Genomic DNA, 17,166 nt, shown 5'->3' with positions numbered 1-17,166 from the left:
AACCTACATGTCGAAAATGGAGAGCTGCGCCTTGTCGGGCAGGTGATCGAGACTGCCGAGTTCGGTCAGATAGTCGACGATCTTCTGGGAGACACCGGCACGCTTGTTCAGATCCTCCTTCGATATGAACGGCTCTTCATCCCGTGCTTCGACTATGCGTCGTGCCACACTGGCACCAAGGCCCGGTACGGCAAGGAATGGCGGGTAGAGCGCGTCGCCTTCGATTTTGAACTCGGTGCTGTCGGATTTCTCGACGTCCACGGGTCTGATCTTGTAGCCGCGCTGTGCCATCTCATTGGCAAGCTCCAGCACGACGAGCGTGTCCTTCTCCTTTTTGCTCAGCTCCTGGAAACGCTGGTTCATCTCTTTGACCTTGTGCTTGATTGTCGTGCTGTCCTTGACCATCGTGAGGAGGTCGAAGTCCGATGCACGCACAGTGAAGTAGCTGGCGTAGTAGAAGAGTGGATGGTGCACTTTGAAGTAGGCGATCCTCACCGCCATCAGCACGTAGGCTGCGGCGTGGGCTTTCGGAAACATGTACTTGATCTTCTTGCAGGAGTCGATATACCAGCCCGGTACACCCTGCTCCCGCATTGCCGATTCATGCTCCTCAGAGAGGCCCTTCCCTTTCCTGACCTTCTCCATGATGCTGAATGCGAGAGAGGGTTCAAGGCCCTGGTACATCAGGTAGACCATGATGTCATCCCGGCAGCCGATGACATTTTTTAGGTCCGATGTACCGCTTCTGATGAGGTCCTGGGCATTGCCGAGCCAGACATCCGTCCCGTGCGACAGTCCTGAAATCTGGACGAGTTCACTGAATGTCGACGGTCTCGTGTCTTCAAGCATCTGCCTGACGAACCCGGTTCCGAATTCCGGTACACCGAGTGTTCCGGTGCGGCAGTTGATGTCCTCTTCCGTCACCCCGAGTGTTTCCGGTGAACTGAAGAGCGACATGGTCCGCGCGTCATCCACAGGAACAGTCTTCGGATCGATGCCCGAGAGATCCTGCAGCATGCGGATCATCGTCGGGTCATCGTGTCCGAGTATATCCAGCTTGAGCAGGTTGTCATGGATGGAGTGGAAGTCGAAATGCGTCGTCTTCCATTCCGACTCCACATCGTCAGCCGGATACTGGATCGGTGTAAAGTCGTATATATCCATATAGTCGGGCACAACGATGATGCCGCCCGGGTGCTGTCCGGTCGTCCGTTTGACACCGCTGCAGCCGAGAACGAGACGGTCGATCTCTGCACCTCTGCGCTGCAGGCCATTATCATTCAAGTAGCCTTTGACGTAGCCGAATGCGGTCTTCTCTGCGACTGTACCGATGGTGCCTGCACGGAACACCTTGTCTTCACCGAACAGCTCCTTCGTATAGTTGTGCGCCACCGGCTGGTAGTCGCCACTGAAGTTCAAGTCGATATCCGGTACCTTGTCCCCTTTGAAGCCCAGGAAAGTCTCAAATGGAATATCCTGCCCCTCCTTGATGAGGGTGCTGCCGCATGTGCCGCAGTTCTTGTCCGGAAGGTCATAGCCCGAGCTCACACTGCCGTCCATGAAGAACTCGCTCGTTCTGCATTCCGGACAAACATAGTGCGGCGGCAGCGGATTGACTTCGGTGATTTCGGTCATTGTCGCTACAAAGCTCGATCCGACCGACCCCCGTGAGCCGACAAGGTAGCCATCTTCAAGCGATTTCGTCACGAGCTTCTGACTGATCAGATAGATGACCGCAAAGCCGTTGCCGATGATGCTGTCAAGCTCCTTCTCCAGACGGTCGACGACGACCTGGGGCAGCTCCTCGCCGTAGAGCGCACGCGCATTGCTGTAGCTGAGTTCACGTATCTGGTCGTTGGCACCTTCGATATTCGGTGTATACAGCTCATCTTTGACAGGCACAACCGTGTCGATGCTGTCGGCGATCCGGTTCGGTGCATTGATGACAACTTCCCTTCTGACGGATTCGTCGAGGAATGAAAATGCATCAAGCATCTCATCGGTCGTTCTGAACTGTGCGTCCGGCAGCCGACCGCGGCTGAGCGGATTACCCGGATTGCTTTTCACAAGGATATCCCGGCACAGCTTGTCGGATTCATCCAGATAATGGACGTTGCCGGTCGCTGCCACCGGCTTATCGAGTTCCTCACCCAGCGTGATGATGTTTGTGATGATCTCCTCGAGCGTCGATTCATCCCGCACGATTTCACGGTCGAGCAGCCGGCTGTAGAGTGCCTTCGGCAGAATCTCGAGGTAGTCATAGAAGGCTGCCACCTTCTTTGCCTCCTCATATGATTTCTGCATCATTGTTGTGAACACTTCGCCGGAATCACACGCGCTGCCGATCAGCAGTCCGGCACGGTGCTTCTCGAGCATCTGCTTTCTGATGCGGGGTGTCCTGTAGAAATGGTCGGTCAATGATGCGGAGACGATCTTGAACAGATTTTTCAGGCCTTCCTGGTTCTTGACCAGAATGGTGACGTGCGTCGGCATGGCGCGCTTGTATGAGTCGGCATCGGCAAGCTTTTCATTGATGTGGTTGTGGTTGTCGATGCCGAGCTTTTTTATCTGCGAGAGCATCTTGATGAAAATATACGCTGTCGCCTCTGCATCATAGATCGCCCGGTGGTGCTGGGTCAGTTCGACATTGTACTTTTTGGCCAGTATATTGAGACCATGCTTCTTGAAATCCTTGTTGATCGCGCGGGAAAGCTCGAGTGTATCGATGACCCCATTGGTGTAAGGTTCAAGCCCTTCCTTTTTGTAGGCCGCTTCAATGAAGCCCATATCGAAGCTTGCGTTATGGGCGACGAATATCGCATCCTCCACCCAGGCCTCGAAATCCCTGATGACTTCGGATATCGGCGGTGCATCAACGAGCATATCATCCGTAATGCCGGTAATCTCCTTGATCGTTTCGGTCAATGGCTCATGCGGGTTGCTGAACCGCTCGAAACGGTCGACGATCTCGCCGTTTCTCACTTTGACACCGGCAAGTTCGATGATCTGGTCATACTTTGATGACAGACCGGTCGTCTCAACGTCGAAGACGACGTAGTCGTGGGTCTCGAGCACGATGTCCTGAGGCTTGTAGGCGATCGGCGCACCGTCATCGACAAGCAGCCCTTCCATGCCATATATCATTTTGATGCCGTGCTTCTCTGCTGCATGATAGGCATCCGGGAAAGCCTGGACGTTATTGTGGTCGGTTACAGCCATTGCCGTATGCCCGTAATCCTTTGCCCGTTTGACATATTCGCCGATATTGCGCAACCCGTCCATCTGGCTCATTTCAGAGTGGAGATGGAGCTCGACACGCTTTTCAGCACTTTTATCCGTCTTCTTGGGCTTCTGGATGACATTGAGGTTGCGGATCATGAGCACCATATCTCTTGAGAACTCGTCGTATTCCACATTGCCTTCAATGATGACCCAGTCGTTTTTGGATAGTGCATCAAATACGGCATCGTCATTTTTGCCATGCCTTGAGAACATTTTGGCGGCGATGGAATCCGTATAGTCGGTGAGTTTGAGCTGGAGTATTTTACGTCCGGTTCTGAGCTCTCTCACTTCACTGCTGAAGATGACCCCTTCCACTTTGACATTGAACTCTTCATCCACAACGGTTTCAAGTGGTCTGATATCATTCATGTTCATGGGTTTCCCGATCTGCTTGACGACATCTTCCTGCTGCTGCTTCATATCCGCTTCCATATCCTTGCGCTGTTCGATGAAGCCCTGAACAAGCTCGGTCTTCTCTTCCTTCAGGCGTTCCTCGAGTTTTGTCCGTCTGTCGGAATCAAGTGCTTTGTCGACATGGAACTCGATGCCTTTGATCGGCATGCCATACACACTGTAGGCGGACGTCAGATTGCCGTTGATATGTTTATTGAAATGCGCGACTTCGATATCGTTCTGAACAGAAAACATCAGTGTGCCGCCTTTGAACTGCTTGTCACAGTTGAGCAGCTGGAAACGGATGTTTTCATTGACGCTGATATCGGTCAGTGCATATTCGAGATAGTCCAGAATGTCCTTATCCGTATAATGATCTGCGGAAATGAAGAGCTTCGTATCCGCAATGTTCGAAAAAGCCTTGCTGATACTATCTTCCATCATGGCGCGCAGGGAAGCAGGGATCATATTTTCAAAATGAAGATGAAATTCCCACAGCCGCCTGTCATCATCCGAAACGACTTTTTTCAGTGTACCGGTCGATAGATAGTTTTCGTTGCCCTTTATGCCTGCCTGCTGGAGCAGTATATTGAACTGATCCTTGCCCTTCACTTGCAACACTCCTATAAAAGCGCGTAAATCTCTGATTTACGCGCATGACTTCTTCTAATAGTTTACTTCCAGATACTGCAATACATCATCAATGGACAGATCCATCGATTCTTCACTGTTTCTCGCCTTCACTTCCACTTTACCTTCCTTGGCGCCCCGGCCGATGACCACCCTGTAGGGCAGTCCAATCAGATCGGAGTCGGCAAACTTCACGCCTGCACGCTCTTTTCTGTCATCATAGAGCACACGGTACCTTTTTCCAAGTGATTCGTAGAGCTCCTCGGCTATTCTGACACCTTCCTCATCCTTCGGGTTGGCGGTAATGATATGAATATCGAATGGCGTCACTGCCTTCGGCCAGATGATGCCCCGGTCATCATTATGGCTTTCGATGATGGCGGAGAGTGTCCGTGATACACCGACACCATAGCAGCCCATGAGTACAGGGGTACTGCGTCCATTCTCATCAAGGACATTCAGATTCATTGCTTCAGAATACTTCGTGCCGAGCTTGAACACCTGGCCGACTTCGATGCCTTTCATGAACTTGACAGGACCGCTGTCATCCTGCGCCATCTCGCCTTCAGTGATGAAGCGGAAGTCGTCATAGTCCTCGACTTCGTAGTCCCGTTCATGATTGACGTTGATGAAGTGGTAGCCGCTTTCGTTGGCACCTGTCGGGTAGTCCTGCATGTTCCGTACCTGGTGGTCCAGATAGACCGGAAGATCGGTGTGGACGGGACCGAGGCTGCCTGGTGCGGCATCGAGCAGATTGCTGATCTCCTCGTCCGTCGCAAAGTCGACATCGTCCGTCTTGAAATACGACTTCACTTTGATGTCGTTCAGCTCGTGATCGCCACGGAGCAGTATCATTGCGTAGTCATTGCCGATGCGCATGATCATCGTCTTTGTCGTCTCTTCCAGTTCGATGCCAAGATGTTCAGCGAGAGTGGCACAGCTTGAAACGCCCGGTGTCTCCACCTTCTCGATTTCCTTGCTGCTGCTGATTTCAGCATGATCAGGAACCGGGCATCCCGCCTTTTCTATATTGGCGGCATAGTTGCTGCCATCCGTATAGACGATCGTGTCCTCACCGATGTCGGCGAGTGCCATGAATTCGTGTGTATGGCTGCCGCCGATGGCGCCGGAATCCGCTTCAACCGCACGGTAGTTCAGCTCAAGACGAGAGAAGATGTTCGAATAGGCATTGTACATGTCATGATACGTTTCATCGAGTGATGCTTCGTCGCTGTGGAAGGAGTATGCATCCTTCATGATGAACTCCCTGCCGCGCAGCAGCCCGAAGCGCGGGCGCAGTTCGTCGCGGAACTTGGTCTGGATCTGGAACAGCGTCAGCGGCAGCTTCTTATAGCTTTTCAGCTCATCGCGCAGAAGTGCCGTAATGATCTCCTCATGTGTCGGTCCGAGTGCGAAGTCGCGATCGTGGCGATCCTTCATCCGCATCAGCTCCCTGCCGTAGGCATCCCAGCGTCCGGATTCCTGCCACAGCTCCTTCGGATGCAGCACCGGCATGTGGATCTCCACACCGCCGATGGCGTTCATCTCTTCCCTGACGATCTGCTCGATATTATTGAGGACGAGCTTTGTGATCGGCAGATACGTGTATATGCCACTCGCCATCTGCTTGATCATGCCCGCCTTCAGCATCAGACGATGACTCAGACTTTCTGCGTCCTGAGGGGTTTCTCTCATTGTAGGTATAAACATTCTGGATTGTCTCATTCATTTCACTCCTAAAGGAAAAATGTCTTTATATCATTCCATGTTACAAGAATCATGACCATAAGCAGGAACAGGACACCGACAAGCTGTATGTTCAGTTCGACTTTCTTATTCAGCGGTTTTCTGAAGATGCCTTCATATAGGACAAACAGGATGCGTCCCCCATCCAGTGCCGGAATCGGCAGCAGATTCATGATGCCGAGGTTGACGCTGAGTATTGCGGTAAAGTTGATCAGTGTGATCAGCCCCTGGGCCGCGACCTGTTCCGTCACCTTATAGATGCCGACCGGACCGTTCAGCATATCGAACGAGAACGTGCCGTCGACAATACTTGCAAACATCTGGACGACAAGTCGGAATATCATCGTCCCCATCTCATAGGTCTGCTCGGCTCCCCACAGTATCGGGGATATGACACCATGTTCCATGTCCTGCCCGATGCCGATGATCAGCCGTTCACTCGTCGTGCCGTCAGGCAGTTCGGTAACATCCACTACCGGTGTCAGTTCGACCTGGCGTTCCCCGCCATCATTTGACACGGTGATATCAAGCGGCTGGCCGCCCTCTTCCTGTATGATCGACGTCATGTTGCCCCAGCTTTCCACCGGTTCACCATTGATCGTTTCCAGTCGATCGCCTGCCCGAAGGCCTGCTTCCTCAGCGGGTGTATCCTCGGCAACTAGACCGACGACCGGCTCCTCGGAAGGTTTGCCGTTGATGTAGAACAGCACTGTAAACAGTGCAAAGGCAAGGACAAAGTTCATCAGCGGACCGGCAGCCAATGTCATGAAACGGTGCGATACCGACTTGGATTCGAATCGTGCGGCTCTCGGTGCAATGCGTTCAAGCTGGGAATTCTCGACGAAATACGCTTCGTGCGAGAACGGGTATGTCACCTCTTCGCCATCATGCAGACGGCTCGCACGGATGAACATGTCTTTAGTTATATCCGAATCGATGACTTCCACTTCTTCGATCTGTGTGAAGTTATGCTTATCATCGAGGATGATGTGCGTAATTTCATTGCTTTCGTTCGTCTTCAGCTGCACACGCATGCCGGCGTTCAGCGGATTGATCTCCATCTCTTCTGAAGCCATCCTGACGTAGCCGCCGACTGGAAGCAATCTTACAGTATAGAGTGTGTCATTATATTTGTAGGAAAAGATTTTGGGTCCCATGCCGATAGCAAATTCAGGGCACATGATTCCTGCCCGTTTGGCGAAAATCAGGTGCCCCAGTTCGTGTACTGTCACAAGCACACCAAAAACAACAATAAAAGCTAGAATACCGGTCATTCAATCACCTCATATCAGACTTGTACAGCCGGTCATAGTATAGAATCGTATCGAGATCCGGATTTTTTACCGGATCATGGCTCTGCATACGGGATTCGACAATCTCTTCTATTTCAAGAAACGAAATCTCTCCATTCAGGAAACGGTTCACTGCGTATTCATTCGCTGCATTCATGACAGCCGGCATCGTGCCGCCCGTGCGGATGGCATCATAGGCAAGTGCGAGCATCCTGAAGCGCTCGAGATCCATCGGCCTGAAATTCAGCTGGCTGAGTGCATCGAGATCCAGCTGCTGGTTTGTCGGCAGCCGCTCCGGGTGGCTGAAGGCGAACTGGATGACTGTCTTCATATCCGGCGTGCCCATCTGTGCCATGATGCTGTTGTCGACAAATTCCACCATGGAATGGATGGTGCTTTCGCGATGCAGAATGGTGGAAATCTGGTCGACTTCCGCATCGAACAGCCATTTCGCTTCAATGACTTCAAGACCCTTGTTCATCATCGTTGCCGAATCGATGGTGATCTTGCGTCCCATCGACCAGTTCGGATGGTCAAGGGCCCGTTCGAGCGTCACATCAGAGAGCTGGCTCCGTGACAGGTCCCGGAATGACCCTCCGCTTGCTGTCAGAATAATACGCTTCATCTCACTTCTATTCTCGCCACGCAGGCACTGGAATATCGCAGAGTGCTCCGAATCCACCGGAATTATCGATACATTCTTCTCTTTCGCTTTTGCCATGACAATCTCACCGGCAGCAACAAGCGTCTCCTTGTTGGCAAGTGCAATATCCTTGCCGGACTCGATTGCAGCAAGTGTCGGCTCAAGTCCGACGCTCCCCATGATGGCTGTAAGGAGAAGGTCGGAATCATCCCTCGCCACTTCAAGCAGCCCGCCAGGGCCGAAAGTGAATTCGATATGCGGATACTTGGCCGCAAGGCGAGAACGATCGGCGTCATTGCCGACGCTGACAAGCGCAGGGGTGAATATTTCAAGGATCTCCTCAAGACGAGCTGTATTGGTGCCGATTGAGATGCTGCCAAGTCTGAAATGATCGGGATTATTCGCTATCACCGTCAGGGCCTGGGTACCGACGGAGCCTGTTGCCCCTAGAATGGAAATTGTTTTCATTGAGTTCACCTGTATTTCGGTTTAGTTTATCAGCGGCAGGATGTTCATCAGCGGCAGAACGAAAATGAAGCTGTCGAAACGGTCCAGAACCCCGCCGTGTCCGGGTAGGAGCTGACCTGAGTCCTTGATGTCGAAATGGCGTTTCAGAGCGGATTCGACGAGATCTCCGAGCTGGCCCGACATGCTGAGGATCATGGTAAGTACAAGGAGCAGGAATATGTTTATTTCATCAATCCAGCCTGTAAAATAGAAGATCAAGGCCAGCAGGACACTGCAGAAGATGCCGCCAAGGAATCCTTCCACTGTCTTGTTCGGGCTGATCTGGGGCCAGAGTTTCCGGTTTCCCATGGCGCGTCCGAAAAGATAGGCACCGGTATCCGTCACCCAGACGATCAGAAGGCCATATAGTATGTAGATGATGCCGGCTTCCCGCGTTTCATAGAAATACATGAAGCCGATGCCGACATAGGCGACTGCAAGGACGCAGAAACCCATATCCACAAAAGAAAACCTGTTCTTGCTGATTACCGTAAAGCTCAGCATCAGCAGTGCCATGACAATGATGAGATCCACCTGGAAGACCGATATATGGGGCATATAGGCGTCCTGCGGCATCATGATGATGAAGAGTGCCACCATCGACAGCATGCCCGGTATGGAGAATATATGGATCCGGTTCATCTTGAGTATTTCATACAGGGCAGTATAGGCCAGAAGAAAGACTGCGATGAGCAGCGGCCATGAACCAAGGACAACAATAGGTACAAAAATCAACAGTGCGAGTATTGCAGTGATTGTCCGTGTCTTCATGTCATTCCTCCTCCTGGTTAAGTCCCCCGAACCTTCTCTCACGTTTGCGGTATTGGGAAATCATATGGTCGAGTTCATCTGTTGTGAATTCCGGCCACAGCGTATTTGTGAAAAAAAGTTCGCTGTATGATGACTGCCACAGCAGGAAGTTGCTCAATCTGTATTCTCCGCTGGTGCGTATGAGCATTTCCGGATCAGGTACACTGGATGTCATCAGATGGCTGTCCACCATCTCTGGTGTAATTTCACGTGCTGCAAGTTCTCCATTGGATACCTGCTCGGCCATCACCTGGAAAGCCTGTATCAGTTCATCACGCCCACCATAGTTGAGTGCAAATATGAGATTGAGCCCCGTGTTGTGAGCCGTCTTCTCCACTGCATGCCGTACTGCTTTCGTCGTATGTATGGGCAGGCCATCCAGGTTTCCGATGGTCGTTATCCTGACGTTCTTCTCGATGAGCTCAGGCAGGAATGTCCCTAGAAAATCTCCCGGCAGTTTCATCAGATAGCTTACTTCACTCTTTGGCCGGGACCAGTTCTCTGTGGAAAAAGCATATAGTGTCAGATACTTTATACCGAGATCCGAAGCATGCCTTGTAATGCTCTTTACATTCTGCATGCCTTCATAGTGACCATGCACTCTTGGTTTATTTTTCTTTTTGGCATACCTTCCATTTCCATCCATGATGATGGCGATATGTTCGGGCAGCGCTTTATCGGAATCGGTCTTCTTGTGCTTCTTCCAACCAAACATAACAATCCTCCTGAAGCATTATAATTATTAGTATACATTGATAATATGGAGTCCTCAATCACTTTATTCTACCACAGAATAGAGGACATAAAAAAACAGGCAGGAAAATCCTGCCCTTTGGATAATGAATCAGACTTCCATGATATTGCTTTCTTTTTCATCACACATCTTGTCGATTTTCACGATATAGTCGTTCGTCAGCTGCTGGACATCCTCCGTGTAGCCTTTCAGATCATCTTCTGTGAGCTCCCCATCCTTCTGGAGGCTTTTCAGTTCATCGTTGGCATCGCGACGGACATTACGCACTGCAACTTTGGCATTCTCGCCTTCCTTGCGTGCATCTTTGACGAACTCCTTGCGGCGTTCTTCAGTCAGCTGAGGGACAGTGATGCGGATCATCGTACCATCGCTTGTCGGGTTGACACCAAGGTCTGCCTGCTGGATGGCTTTCAATACATCATCCACGGAACCTTTGTCGTAAGGTGTCACTGTGATCATCCGTGCTTCCGGCACCGAAATGCCTGCAAGCTGGTTGACTGGTGTCTGAGCACCGTAGTAGTCGACCGTTACACGGTCGAGCATGTTCGCATTCGCCCGGCCTGTGCGGATTGCAGCCAGTTCACGGCTCAGGTTGTCCAAAGATTTCTGCATCTTCGATTTCGTATCTTTCAAGACAGATTCACTCATACTAGTTCTCTCCCATTACTTTTTGATTTCCGTACCGATCGTCTCACCTGAAACAGCACGTTTGATGTTGCCATCTTCTGTAATCGAAAATACCACAAGCGGTATATCATTGTCCATGCAGAAGGATGAAGCAGTCGCATCCATGACCTGCAGATTCTCCTGCAGCATTTCCATATACGTCAGTGTATCGTACTTGAAGGCAGTCGTATCGAGCTTCGGATCAGCTGAATAGACACCATCCACATTGTTTTTACCCATCAGGATGACATCCGCCTCCACTTCAGCTGCACGGAGCGCAGCTGTAGTGTCGGTGGAGAAGTACGGGTTGCCGATGCCGGCTGCAAAAATGACGATGCGATCCTTTTCAAGGTGTCTGATTGCACGCCTTCTGATATAGGGTTCAGCAACCTGTTTCATCTCGATCGATGTAAGCACGCGTGTTTCACAGCCCAGCTGCTCCAGACTATCCTGCAGCGCAAGGGAATTCATTACTGTCGCAAGCATTCCCATATAGTCCGCAGTCCCACGGTCCATACCAAGATCACTGCCTACTTTGCCGCGCCATATGTTGCCGCCACCGACGATGACGGCAATCTCTACACCAAGACTTTTGGCATCTGCAACCTGCTCTGCAATATTCTTGATTACGACCGGGTTGATGCCGAAACCATCGTTTCCAGCCAGGGCCTCTCCACTCAGTTTCAGTACAATACGTTTATATTTGGAAGTCTCAGGCATATGTCTCCATCCTTACATAATTTAATGTTCTATCTGTTTAGAAAAAAAGACACCGAAGTGTCTTTTTATTATTTATTCACTTGACCCATAACTTCGTCTGCGAAGTTTTCCTGTCTTTTCTCGAGGCCTTCGCCCACTTCAAAGCGGATGAAGTTTTTGAGTTCTCCACCTTTTGATTTCAGGAACTGTTCAACAGTCTGGTCAGCATCTTTGACGAATGGCTGGTCCACAATGCAGATCTCTTCGAGATACTTGCGCATTCTGCCTTCCACCATCTTGTCGACGATCTTCTCAGGCTTGCCTTCATTAAGGGCCTGCTGTTTCAGAACTTCTCTTTCGTGCTCAAGTTCTTCCTGTGATACCTGGTCTTTGGAGACATATTTAGGATTCAGTGCTGCAGCATGCATAGCAACATCTTTTGCTGCCTGGAAATCAGTTGAACCTTCAACAAGTGTAAGCACACCGATGCGTCCACCCATATGGAGGTATTCGCCGAATGCGTCGTTATCCGTCTTCTCAGCAAGAGCGAATCTTCTAAGAGTGAGCTTTTCACCAATTTTAGCGACTGCTTCGTTCATGACATCTTCAACCTTCTTGCCATTCATTTCAGAAGCGTTGAGTGCTTCAATATCAGCAGGTTTAGTTTCAAGGATGTGATCTGCGATATCTTTGACAAGCTGCTGGAACTCGACGTTGCGTGCAACGAAGTCGGTTTCAGAGTTGATTTCCACGATGACACCGTCATTGCCTTTGGATGCCACATGGACGATACCTTCAGCAGCGATGCGGTCTGCTTTTTTAGCAGCTTTCGAGATCCCTTTTTCACGGAGATAGTCTACCGCTTTGTCGAGGTCACCATCAGTTTCCTGAAGCGCCTTTTTACAATCCATCATGCCAGCGCCTGTTTTTTCACGCAGTTCTTTAACCAATTTTGCAGAAATAGCCATTTTTCATCCTCCTGGAATCGTATTATTGACCGGGAAAAGCTTCCCATCTTTTAAAAATGGTGATAAGAATAAGCTACTTATCACCATTGTCAAACACTTTATTATCTTTCGCCTGCTTCTACAGTCTCTTCTGAACTTTCGTCCATATTGATGTTCTGTTCTGCAGCGACTTCTTCATCAGATACGCCACGCTGTCCTTCGAGGACTGCGTCAGCCATCTTGCTCGTCATGAGTCTGACAGCACGGATAGCGTCATCGTTTGCAGGAATAACGTAGTCGATTTCATCCGGATCACAGTTGGTATCAACCATTGCGACGATCGGAATGTTGAGTTTTTTAGCTTCCATGATTGCATTGCGTTCTTTTCTAGGGTCTACAATAAAGAGTGCTTTAGGCATTTCCTTCATGTCACGGATACCGCCGAGGAATTTGATCAGACGATCGTATTCTTTGCGAAGTTCCATGACTTCTTTCTTAGGAAGTACTTCAAATGTGCCGTCAGCTTCCATCTTTTCAATTTCATTGATGCGTTTGATACGCTTTGAAATTGTCTTGTAGTTCGTCAGAATACCACCGAGCCATCTTTGGTTGACGTAGAGTTGACCAGCGCGCTCCGCTTCTTCTTTAATTGCGTCCTGAGCCTGTTTCTTAGTACCAACAAACAGAACTTTTCCGCCTTCTTCAGAGATGCTTTTAACGAAATCGTAAGCTTCCCCTACTTTTTTGACTGTCTTCTGCAGATCAATGATGTAGATGCCGTTTCTTTCCGTGAAGATGTATCTCTTCATCTTAGGATTCCAACGACGTGTCTGGTGACCGAAATGTACACCAGCTTCAAGCAGTTGCTTCATAGTAATTACTGCCATGATTAATTTCCTCCTCTGGTTTTTTCCTCCAGTACAGCTTTGGAAACGACCGCAAGGCACCAGTCTCCATTTCACTCTACTGTGTGTAGTGGGCTGTTTTCAGCCGTTTAATACTATAACATATATAGTCCTGTAAATCAAACCCCCAGATTGCTGTTTAGCTTTCTTTTCTGAGTTCAGGCAGGAAGTCCTCTTTCTTGACCTTGATGAATGTCCCTTTCATGCCGAGGGAACGGGATTCGATGACACCGGCACTTTCAAGTTTACGCAGTGCATTGACGATGACGGAACGTGTAATGCCGACCCGGTCAGCAACTTTTGACGCTACAAGCAGACCTTCATCCGCATCCAGCTCATCGAAGATATGCTCGATTGCTTCCCTTTCGGAATAGGACAGGGAACGGATCGCCATGGCGATGCTCGCCTTGTCACGCGCTTTCTGCTCGATCTCTTCCTGCTTCTCGCGGAGAATCTCCATGCCTACCACTGTGCCGGCATACTCTGCAAGTACCAGATCATCTTCATGGAAGGCTTTGGATACACGGCCGAGGACGAGTGTACCAAGCCGCTCGCCGCCACCGAATATCGGTACGATGCAAGTTTCGGAGTCCTGGAAGGAATCTTCCGTCGGGAATACCGTCAGTTCATCTTCAAACTCGATATTTTCCTGTGTTTCGCTGATTCTCATGATTTTATCCACATATTCGTCAGGGAATCTTCTTTCTTCCAGCATGTCGACGATACGATCATTTTCAATCTTCTGATTGATGCCATATCCAAGCAGCTTGCCGCGTCTTGAAACGATGAATACGTTGCACTCGAGCACCCGGCTCACTTTTTCGGATACTTCCTTGAAGTCGACTTTAACGCCGTGGTTGCTTTGTATAAGCTTATTGATCTCTCTTGTTTTCTGTAGTAGGTTCATCAGTAAATCTCCTTTAGGTTTATAGTATGAATGCACTCAAGTTCTTATCGGACTTGATGTTGTTCAGTTTCGATTCCACGTACTGCTTTGTAATTTCCACATGGGCACCCTGCATGCCACTCGCTTCGAACAGAAGCTCTTCAAGCAGTGTTTCAAGTATGGTATGCAGTCTTCTTGCGCCGATATCATCCGTATCATTATTCACTTCAAAGGCAATGGATGCAATTTCCCCGATTGCTTCGTCGGTGAATGAAATGGATACCTCTTCTGTTCGAAGCAGCGCTTCGTACTGCTTGAGCAGGGAGCTTTTCGGCTCCTTGAGTATTCTGACGAAATCGTCGGCCTTGAGCTTGTCGAGTTCGACACGGATCGGGAAGCGTCCCTGAAGTTCAGGAATCAGGTCGCTCGGCTTGGCAACGTGGAAAGCGCCGGCACCGATGAACAGAATGTGCTCGGTATCTATCGGACCGTACTTCGTCTGGACAGTGCTGCCTTCGACAATCGGCAGAATATCGCGCTGGACACCCTCCCTTGAGACATCGCCCGAGTTCTGGCCGCCTTTGGCGATCTTGTCCATCTCATCAATGAAGATGATGCCCATCGTCTCGGCAAGCGTAATGGCCTCATCATTGACATTGTCGGTGTCTACAATCTTTTCGGCCTCTTCGCGCTTCAGGTACTCACGGGCCTTTTTGACCGGCATGGTGCGCTTATGCTTGTTCTTCGGCATGAACTGCTTCAGCATATCCTGCATGCCCCCGGCATCCATTCCCGGTGGCATCATGCCCATCGGATTCTGTTCCTGCTCGACTTCGATCGTCACATCCGTATCCTCGAGCAGCCCGGCTTTGAGCCTCTCCCTGAGATTCATGCGCCTGGCCTTTACTTCAGGAGTGACTTCTTCCTGCTCATCTTCAGACTGCTGGTTCATGAACATTTCAAAAGGATTCGAGCTCGTCTGCCGGCGCTTCTCCCCTGGTGCAAGGAGGCCGACAAGCCGTTCCTCGGCAAGCTGCTCGGCATCATCTTCCACGAACTTCATCTTCTCTTCCTTGACCATGCGTACACTGGCTTCAACCAGGTCACGCACCATGCTTTCGACATCGCGGCCCACATAGCCGACTTCAGTGAACTTTGTTGCTTCCACTTTTGAAAACGGTGCGCCGGTCAATCTGGCCATCCTTCTGGCAATCTCCGTCTTACCGACGCCGGTCGGGCCGATCATGAGTATATTTTTAGGGATGACTTCATCTTTCAGTGAAGGGTCAAGCAGCATGCGGCGATAGCGGTTGCGCATTGCGATCGCCACTTTGCGTTTCGCTTCCTGCTGACCGATGATATCGTCATCAAGCTTCGCAGTAATCTCCCTTGGAGTAAGATTTTGTCTCAATTCAAACGCTCCTTTTATTCGATCGTTTCCACAGTGATATGGTCATTTGTAAAGACACAGATTTCGCTTGCAATGAGCAGGCTGTCCCTGGCAATCGTCTCGGCACTGAGCGCATCTCCATGGCGTTTCATGGCACGACCTGCACTGAGTGCGAAGTTCCCGCCGCTGCCGATGGCAAGGATGCCGTCATCCGGTTCGATGACTTCCCCTGTGCCACTGACAAGCAGCAGTGTCTCCTTGTCCATGACAATAAGCATGGCTTCGAGCTGCCTTAGGATCTTGTCGCCTCTCCACTCCTTGGCAAGCTCTACAGCTGCCCGCGTCATGTTGCCGTTGTACGCGTAGAGATTCGCTTCGAACTTCTCGAATAGTGTGAATGCATCCGCTACACTGCCGGCAAACCCTGCGACGACCTTGTCATCGAACAGGCGTCTGACTTTTCGTGCGGTATGCTTCATGACGACCTGGTTGCCGAGTGTCACCTGTCCGTCGCCTGCCATCGCCATCTTACCGTTATGACGGATGGCAAATATCGTTGTACCTTTTATTGCCATTGTTTCACCTCTTCTGATTAGCTGGATGATGCTCAAGATAGGTTTTTCTAAGCTGCTCCTTGGACACATGGGTATATTTCTGGGTCGTCGACAGTGATTCATGGCCGAGCAGTTCCTGCACGGCTCTGAGGTCAGCCCCGTTGTTGAGCATATGCGTCGCAAAGGTGTGCCTGATCTTATGCGGATGCAGATGAAGATCACTGGCACTTTTTTTGACCAGCATGTCGATGACATACCTCAGACCCCTATCTGTCAGAGGGCCACCCCGGTGGTTGATCCACAGAGGGCCATCCGCTTCGATCCTGTCCTGATGCTTGTCGATGTAGCACTTCAATGCATCGGAAGCATGTGTCCCGAAGGGCAATATTCTTTCCTTATTTCCCTTGCCGACGACTTTAAGCAGACCATGGTCGAAATCGATGCGCGACAATGTCAGGCCAAGCAGCTCGGAAGCCCGCATGCCTGTCGCGTAGAACAGCTCCAGAATGGCCAGATCCCGCTCATGCATTTTCGCGTTCCGATCCAGGGAATCGAAAAGTCCCCGTACTTCATTTTCGTAGAGGAAGCCGGGGAGCGGCTTTTCCTTCTTGGGATTCGGCAGGCTTGTAAATGGATTGGAAGAAATGGCACCCTTGTCGATCAGATGATTATAGAAGCTTCGTAAAGCTGATATTTTTCTGGATACTGTGGATTTCTTCAACTGCTTCCGATACAGCATGTTGAGGTAGTTTCTTGCATCCATGTACTTGAAGGTCTCAATGCTCAGGCCCTCCTCGCCGAGGAAAAGAAGGAACTCCGAAATATCCCTCCTGTAGTTGTCGACTGTATGCGCAGAAAGATTCCGCTGGTATGTGAGCTGCTGCAAGAACTTTTCAAGATGATCCATAAAACCCCCGCCTTCACCTTTGTATTTCTCTGCAGAAACACTTGAACATTCGGGATACCGCCGCTGTTACAGGGCACTTATTTCTTGTATCCAATAATACATATTAAACCATTTGATTCTATTTTGCACAAAATAATACGAATATTTATAATATT

Annotated in this window: 14 protein-coding genes; all 14 read right to left on the bottom strand. The window is 50.2% G+C overall.

Features of this window, described 5'->3' with window-relative positions; all coding sequences use genetic code 11:
• Nucleotides 1-3 precede the first annotated feature (3 nt).
• Nucleotides 4-4,293, bottom strand: a complete 4,290-nt coding sequence (locus J4760_RS01535) for a PolC-type DNA polymerase III (RefSeq protein ID WP_255695214.1) — start codon at nucleotides 4,291-4,293, stop codon at nucleotides 4-6.
• Between the two features lie 48 nt (nucleotides 4,294-4,341).
• A complete protein-coding gene (locus tag J4760_RS01530; RefSeq protein WP_145285400.1) occupies nucleotides 4,342-6,030 on the bottom strand; it encodes a proline--tRNA ligase in 1,689 nt (562 codons plus the stop codon).
• 11 nt (nucleotides 6,031-6,041) lie between these two features.
• On the bottom strand, nucleotides 6,042-7,325 hold the full coding sequence (gene rseP / locus J4760_RS01525; protein WP_237604554.1) for an RIP metalloprotease RseP: 1,284 nt from the start codon (nucleotides 7,323-7,325) through the stop codon (nucleotides 6,042-6,044).
• 4 nt (nucleotides 7,326-7,329) lie between these two features.
• A complete protein-coding gene (locus tag J4760_RS01520; RefSeq protein WP_237604553.1) occupies nucleotides 7,330-8,454 on the bottom strand; it encodes a 1-deoxy-D-xylulose-5-phosphate reductoisomerase in 1,125 nt (374 codons plus the stop codon).
• 21 nt (nucleotides 8,455-8,475) lie between these two features.
• Nucleotides 8,476-9,264 (bottom strand): phosphatidate cytidylyltransferase, encoded by a 789-nt coding sequence (locus tag J4760_RS01515; RefSeq protein WP_145285390.1) that lies wholly within the window; start codon nucleotides 9,262-9,264, stop codon nucleotides 8,476-8,478.
• 1 nt (nucleotide 9,265) lies between these two features.
• Entirely contained in the window at nucleotides 9,266-10,018 is a 753-nt protein-coding gene (locus tag J4760_RS01510) for an undecaprenyl pyrophosphate synthase (protein ID WP_145285388.1), read from the bottom strand.
• A 129-nt stretch (nucleotides 10,019-10,147) separates the two neighbouring features.
• Entirely contained in the window at nucleotides 10,148-10,705 is a 558-nt protein-coding gene (gene frr / locus J4760_RS01505; protein ID WP_145285385.1) for a ribosome recycling factor, read from the bottom strand.
• 15 nt (nucleotides 10,706-10,720) lie between these two features.
• Nucleotides 10,721-11,443 (bottom strand): UMP kinase, encoded by a 723-nt coding sequence (gene pyrH, locus J4760_RS01500; RefSeq protein WP_145285382.1) that lies wholly within the window; start codon nucleotides 11,441-11,443, stop codon nucleotides 10,721-10,723.
• A 68-nt stretch (nucleotides 11,444-11,511) separates the two neighbouring features.
• Nucleotides 11,512-12,390 carry a translation elongation factor Ts gene (gene tsf, locus J4760_RS01495; protein WP_145285380.1) on the bottom strand — a complete coding sequence of 293 codons (879 nt, stop codon included), beginning with the start codon at nucleotides 12,388-12,390 and terminating at the stop codon, nucleotides 11,512-11,514.
• 101 nt (nucleotides 12,391-12,491) lie between these two features.
• Nucleotides 12,492-13,256 carry a 30S ribosomal protein S2 gene (rpsB, locus tag J4760_RS01490; RefSeq protein ID WP_237604552.1) on the bottom strand — a complete coding sequence of 255 codons (765 nt, stop codon included), beginning with the start codon at nucleotides 13,254-13,256 and terminating at the stop codon, nucleotides 12,492-12,494.
• Nucleotides 13,257-13,413: 157 nt separating this feature from the next.
• Nucleotides 13,414-14,181, bottom strand: coding sequence for a GTP-sensing pleiotropic transcriptional regulator CodY (gene codY, locus J4760_RS01485; RefSeq protein WP_145285374.1), 768 nt, complete (start codon nucleotides 14,179-14,181; stop codon nucleotides 13,414-13,416).
• A 19-nt stretch (nucleotides 14,182-14,200) separates the two neighbouring features.
• Nucleotides 14,201-15,571, bottom strand: coding sequence for an ATP-dependent protease ATPase subunit HslU (gene hslU, locus J4760_RS01480; RefSeq protein ID WP_145285371.1), 1,371 nt, complete (start codon nucleotides 15,569-15,571; stop codon nucleotides 14,201-14,203).
• A gap of 14 nt (nucleotides 15,572-15,585) precedes the next feature.
• Nucleotides 15,586-16,125, bottom strand: a complete 540-nt coding sequence (gene hslV / locus J4760_RS01475) for an ATP-dependent protease subunit HslV (RefSeq protein WP_145285369.1) — start codon at nucleotides 16,123-16,125, stop codon at nucleotides 15,586-15,588.
• Between the two features lie 4 nt (nucleotides 16,126-16,129).
• Nucleotides 16,130-17,011, bottom strand: coding sequence for a tyrosine recombinase XerC (xerC, locus tag J4760_RS01470; protein ID WP_145285366.1), 882 nt, complete (start codon nucleotides 17,009-17,011; stop codon nucleotides 16,130-16,132).
• Between the last annotated feature and the right edge of the window lie 155 nt (nucleotides 17,012-17,166).

It is taken from the genome of Salinicoccus sp. ID82-1 (genome assembly GCF_021991715.1).
Classification (GTDB): domain Bacteria; phylum Bacillota; class Bacilli; order Staphylococcales; family Salinicoccaceae; genus Salinicoccus; species Salinicoccus cyprini.
Note: the sequence above shows the minus strand (reverse complement) of the source record. Positions and strands in the feature narration are given on the sequence as shown.

Bases quoted from the DNA above. Each gene is read 5' to 3' on its own strand.
- J4760_RS01530 (WP_145285400.1), bottom strand. From the start codon at position 6,030: ATGAGACAATCCAGAATGTTTATACCTACAATGAGAGAAACCCCTCAG.
- rseP (WP_237604554.1), bottom strand. From the start codon at position 7,325: ATGACCGGTATTCTAGCTTTTATTGTTGTTTTTGGTGTGCTTGTGACA.
- J4760_RS01520 (WP_237604553.1), bottom strand. From the start codon at position 8,454: ATGAAAACAATTTCCATTCTAGGGGCAACAGGCTCCGTCGGTACCCAG.
- J4760_RS01515 (WP_145285390.1), bottom strand. From the start codon at position 9,264: ATGAAGACACGGACAATCACTGCAATACTCGCACTGTTGATTTTTGTA.
- J4760_RS01510 (WP_145285388.1), bottom strand. From the start codon at position 10,018: ATGTTTGGTTGGAAGAAGCACAAGAAGACCGATTCCGATAAAGCGCTG.
- frr (WP_145285385.1), bottom strand. From the start codon at position 10,705: ATGAGTGAATCTGTCTTGAAAGATACGAAATCGAAGATGCAGAAATCT.
- pyrH (WP_145285382.1), bottom strand. From the start codon at position 11,443: ATGCCTGAGACTTCCAAATATAAACGTATTGTACTGAAACTGAGTGGA.
- tsf (WP_145285380.1), bottom strand. From the start codon at position 12,390: ATGGCTATTTCTGCAAAATTGGTTAAAGAACTGCGTGAAAAAACAGGC.
- rpsB (WP_237604552.1), bottom strand. From the start codon at position 13,256: ATGGCAGTAATTACTATGAAGCAACTGCTTGAAGCTGGTGTACATTTC.
- codY (WP_145285374.1), bottom strand. From the start codon at position 14,181: ATGAACCTACTACAGAAAACAAGAGAGATCAATAAGCTTATACAAAGC.
- hslV (WP_145285369.1), bottom strand. From the start codon at position 16,125: ATGGCAATAAAAGGTACAACGATATTTGCCATCCGTCATAACGGTAAG.
- xerC (WP_145285366.1), bottom strand. From the start codon at position 17,011: ATGGATCATCTTGAAAAGTTCTTGCAGCAGCTCACATACCAGCGGAAT.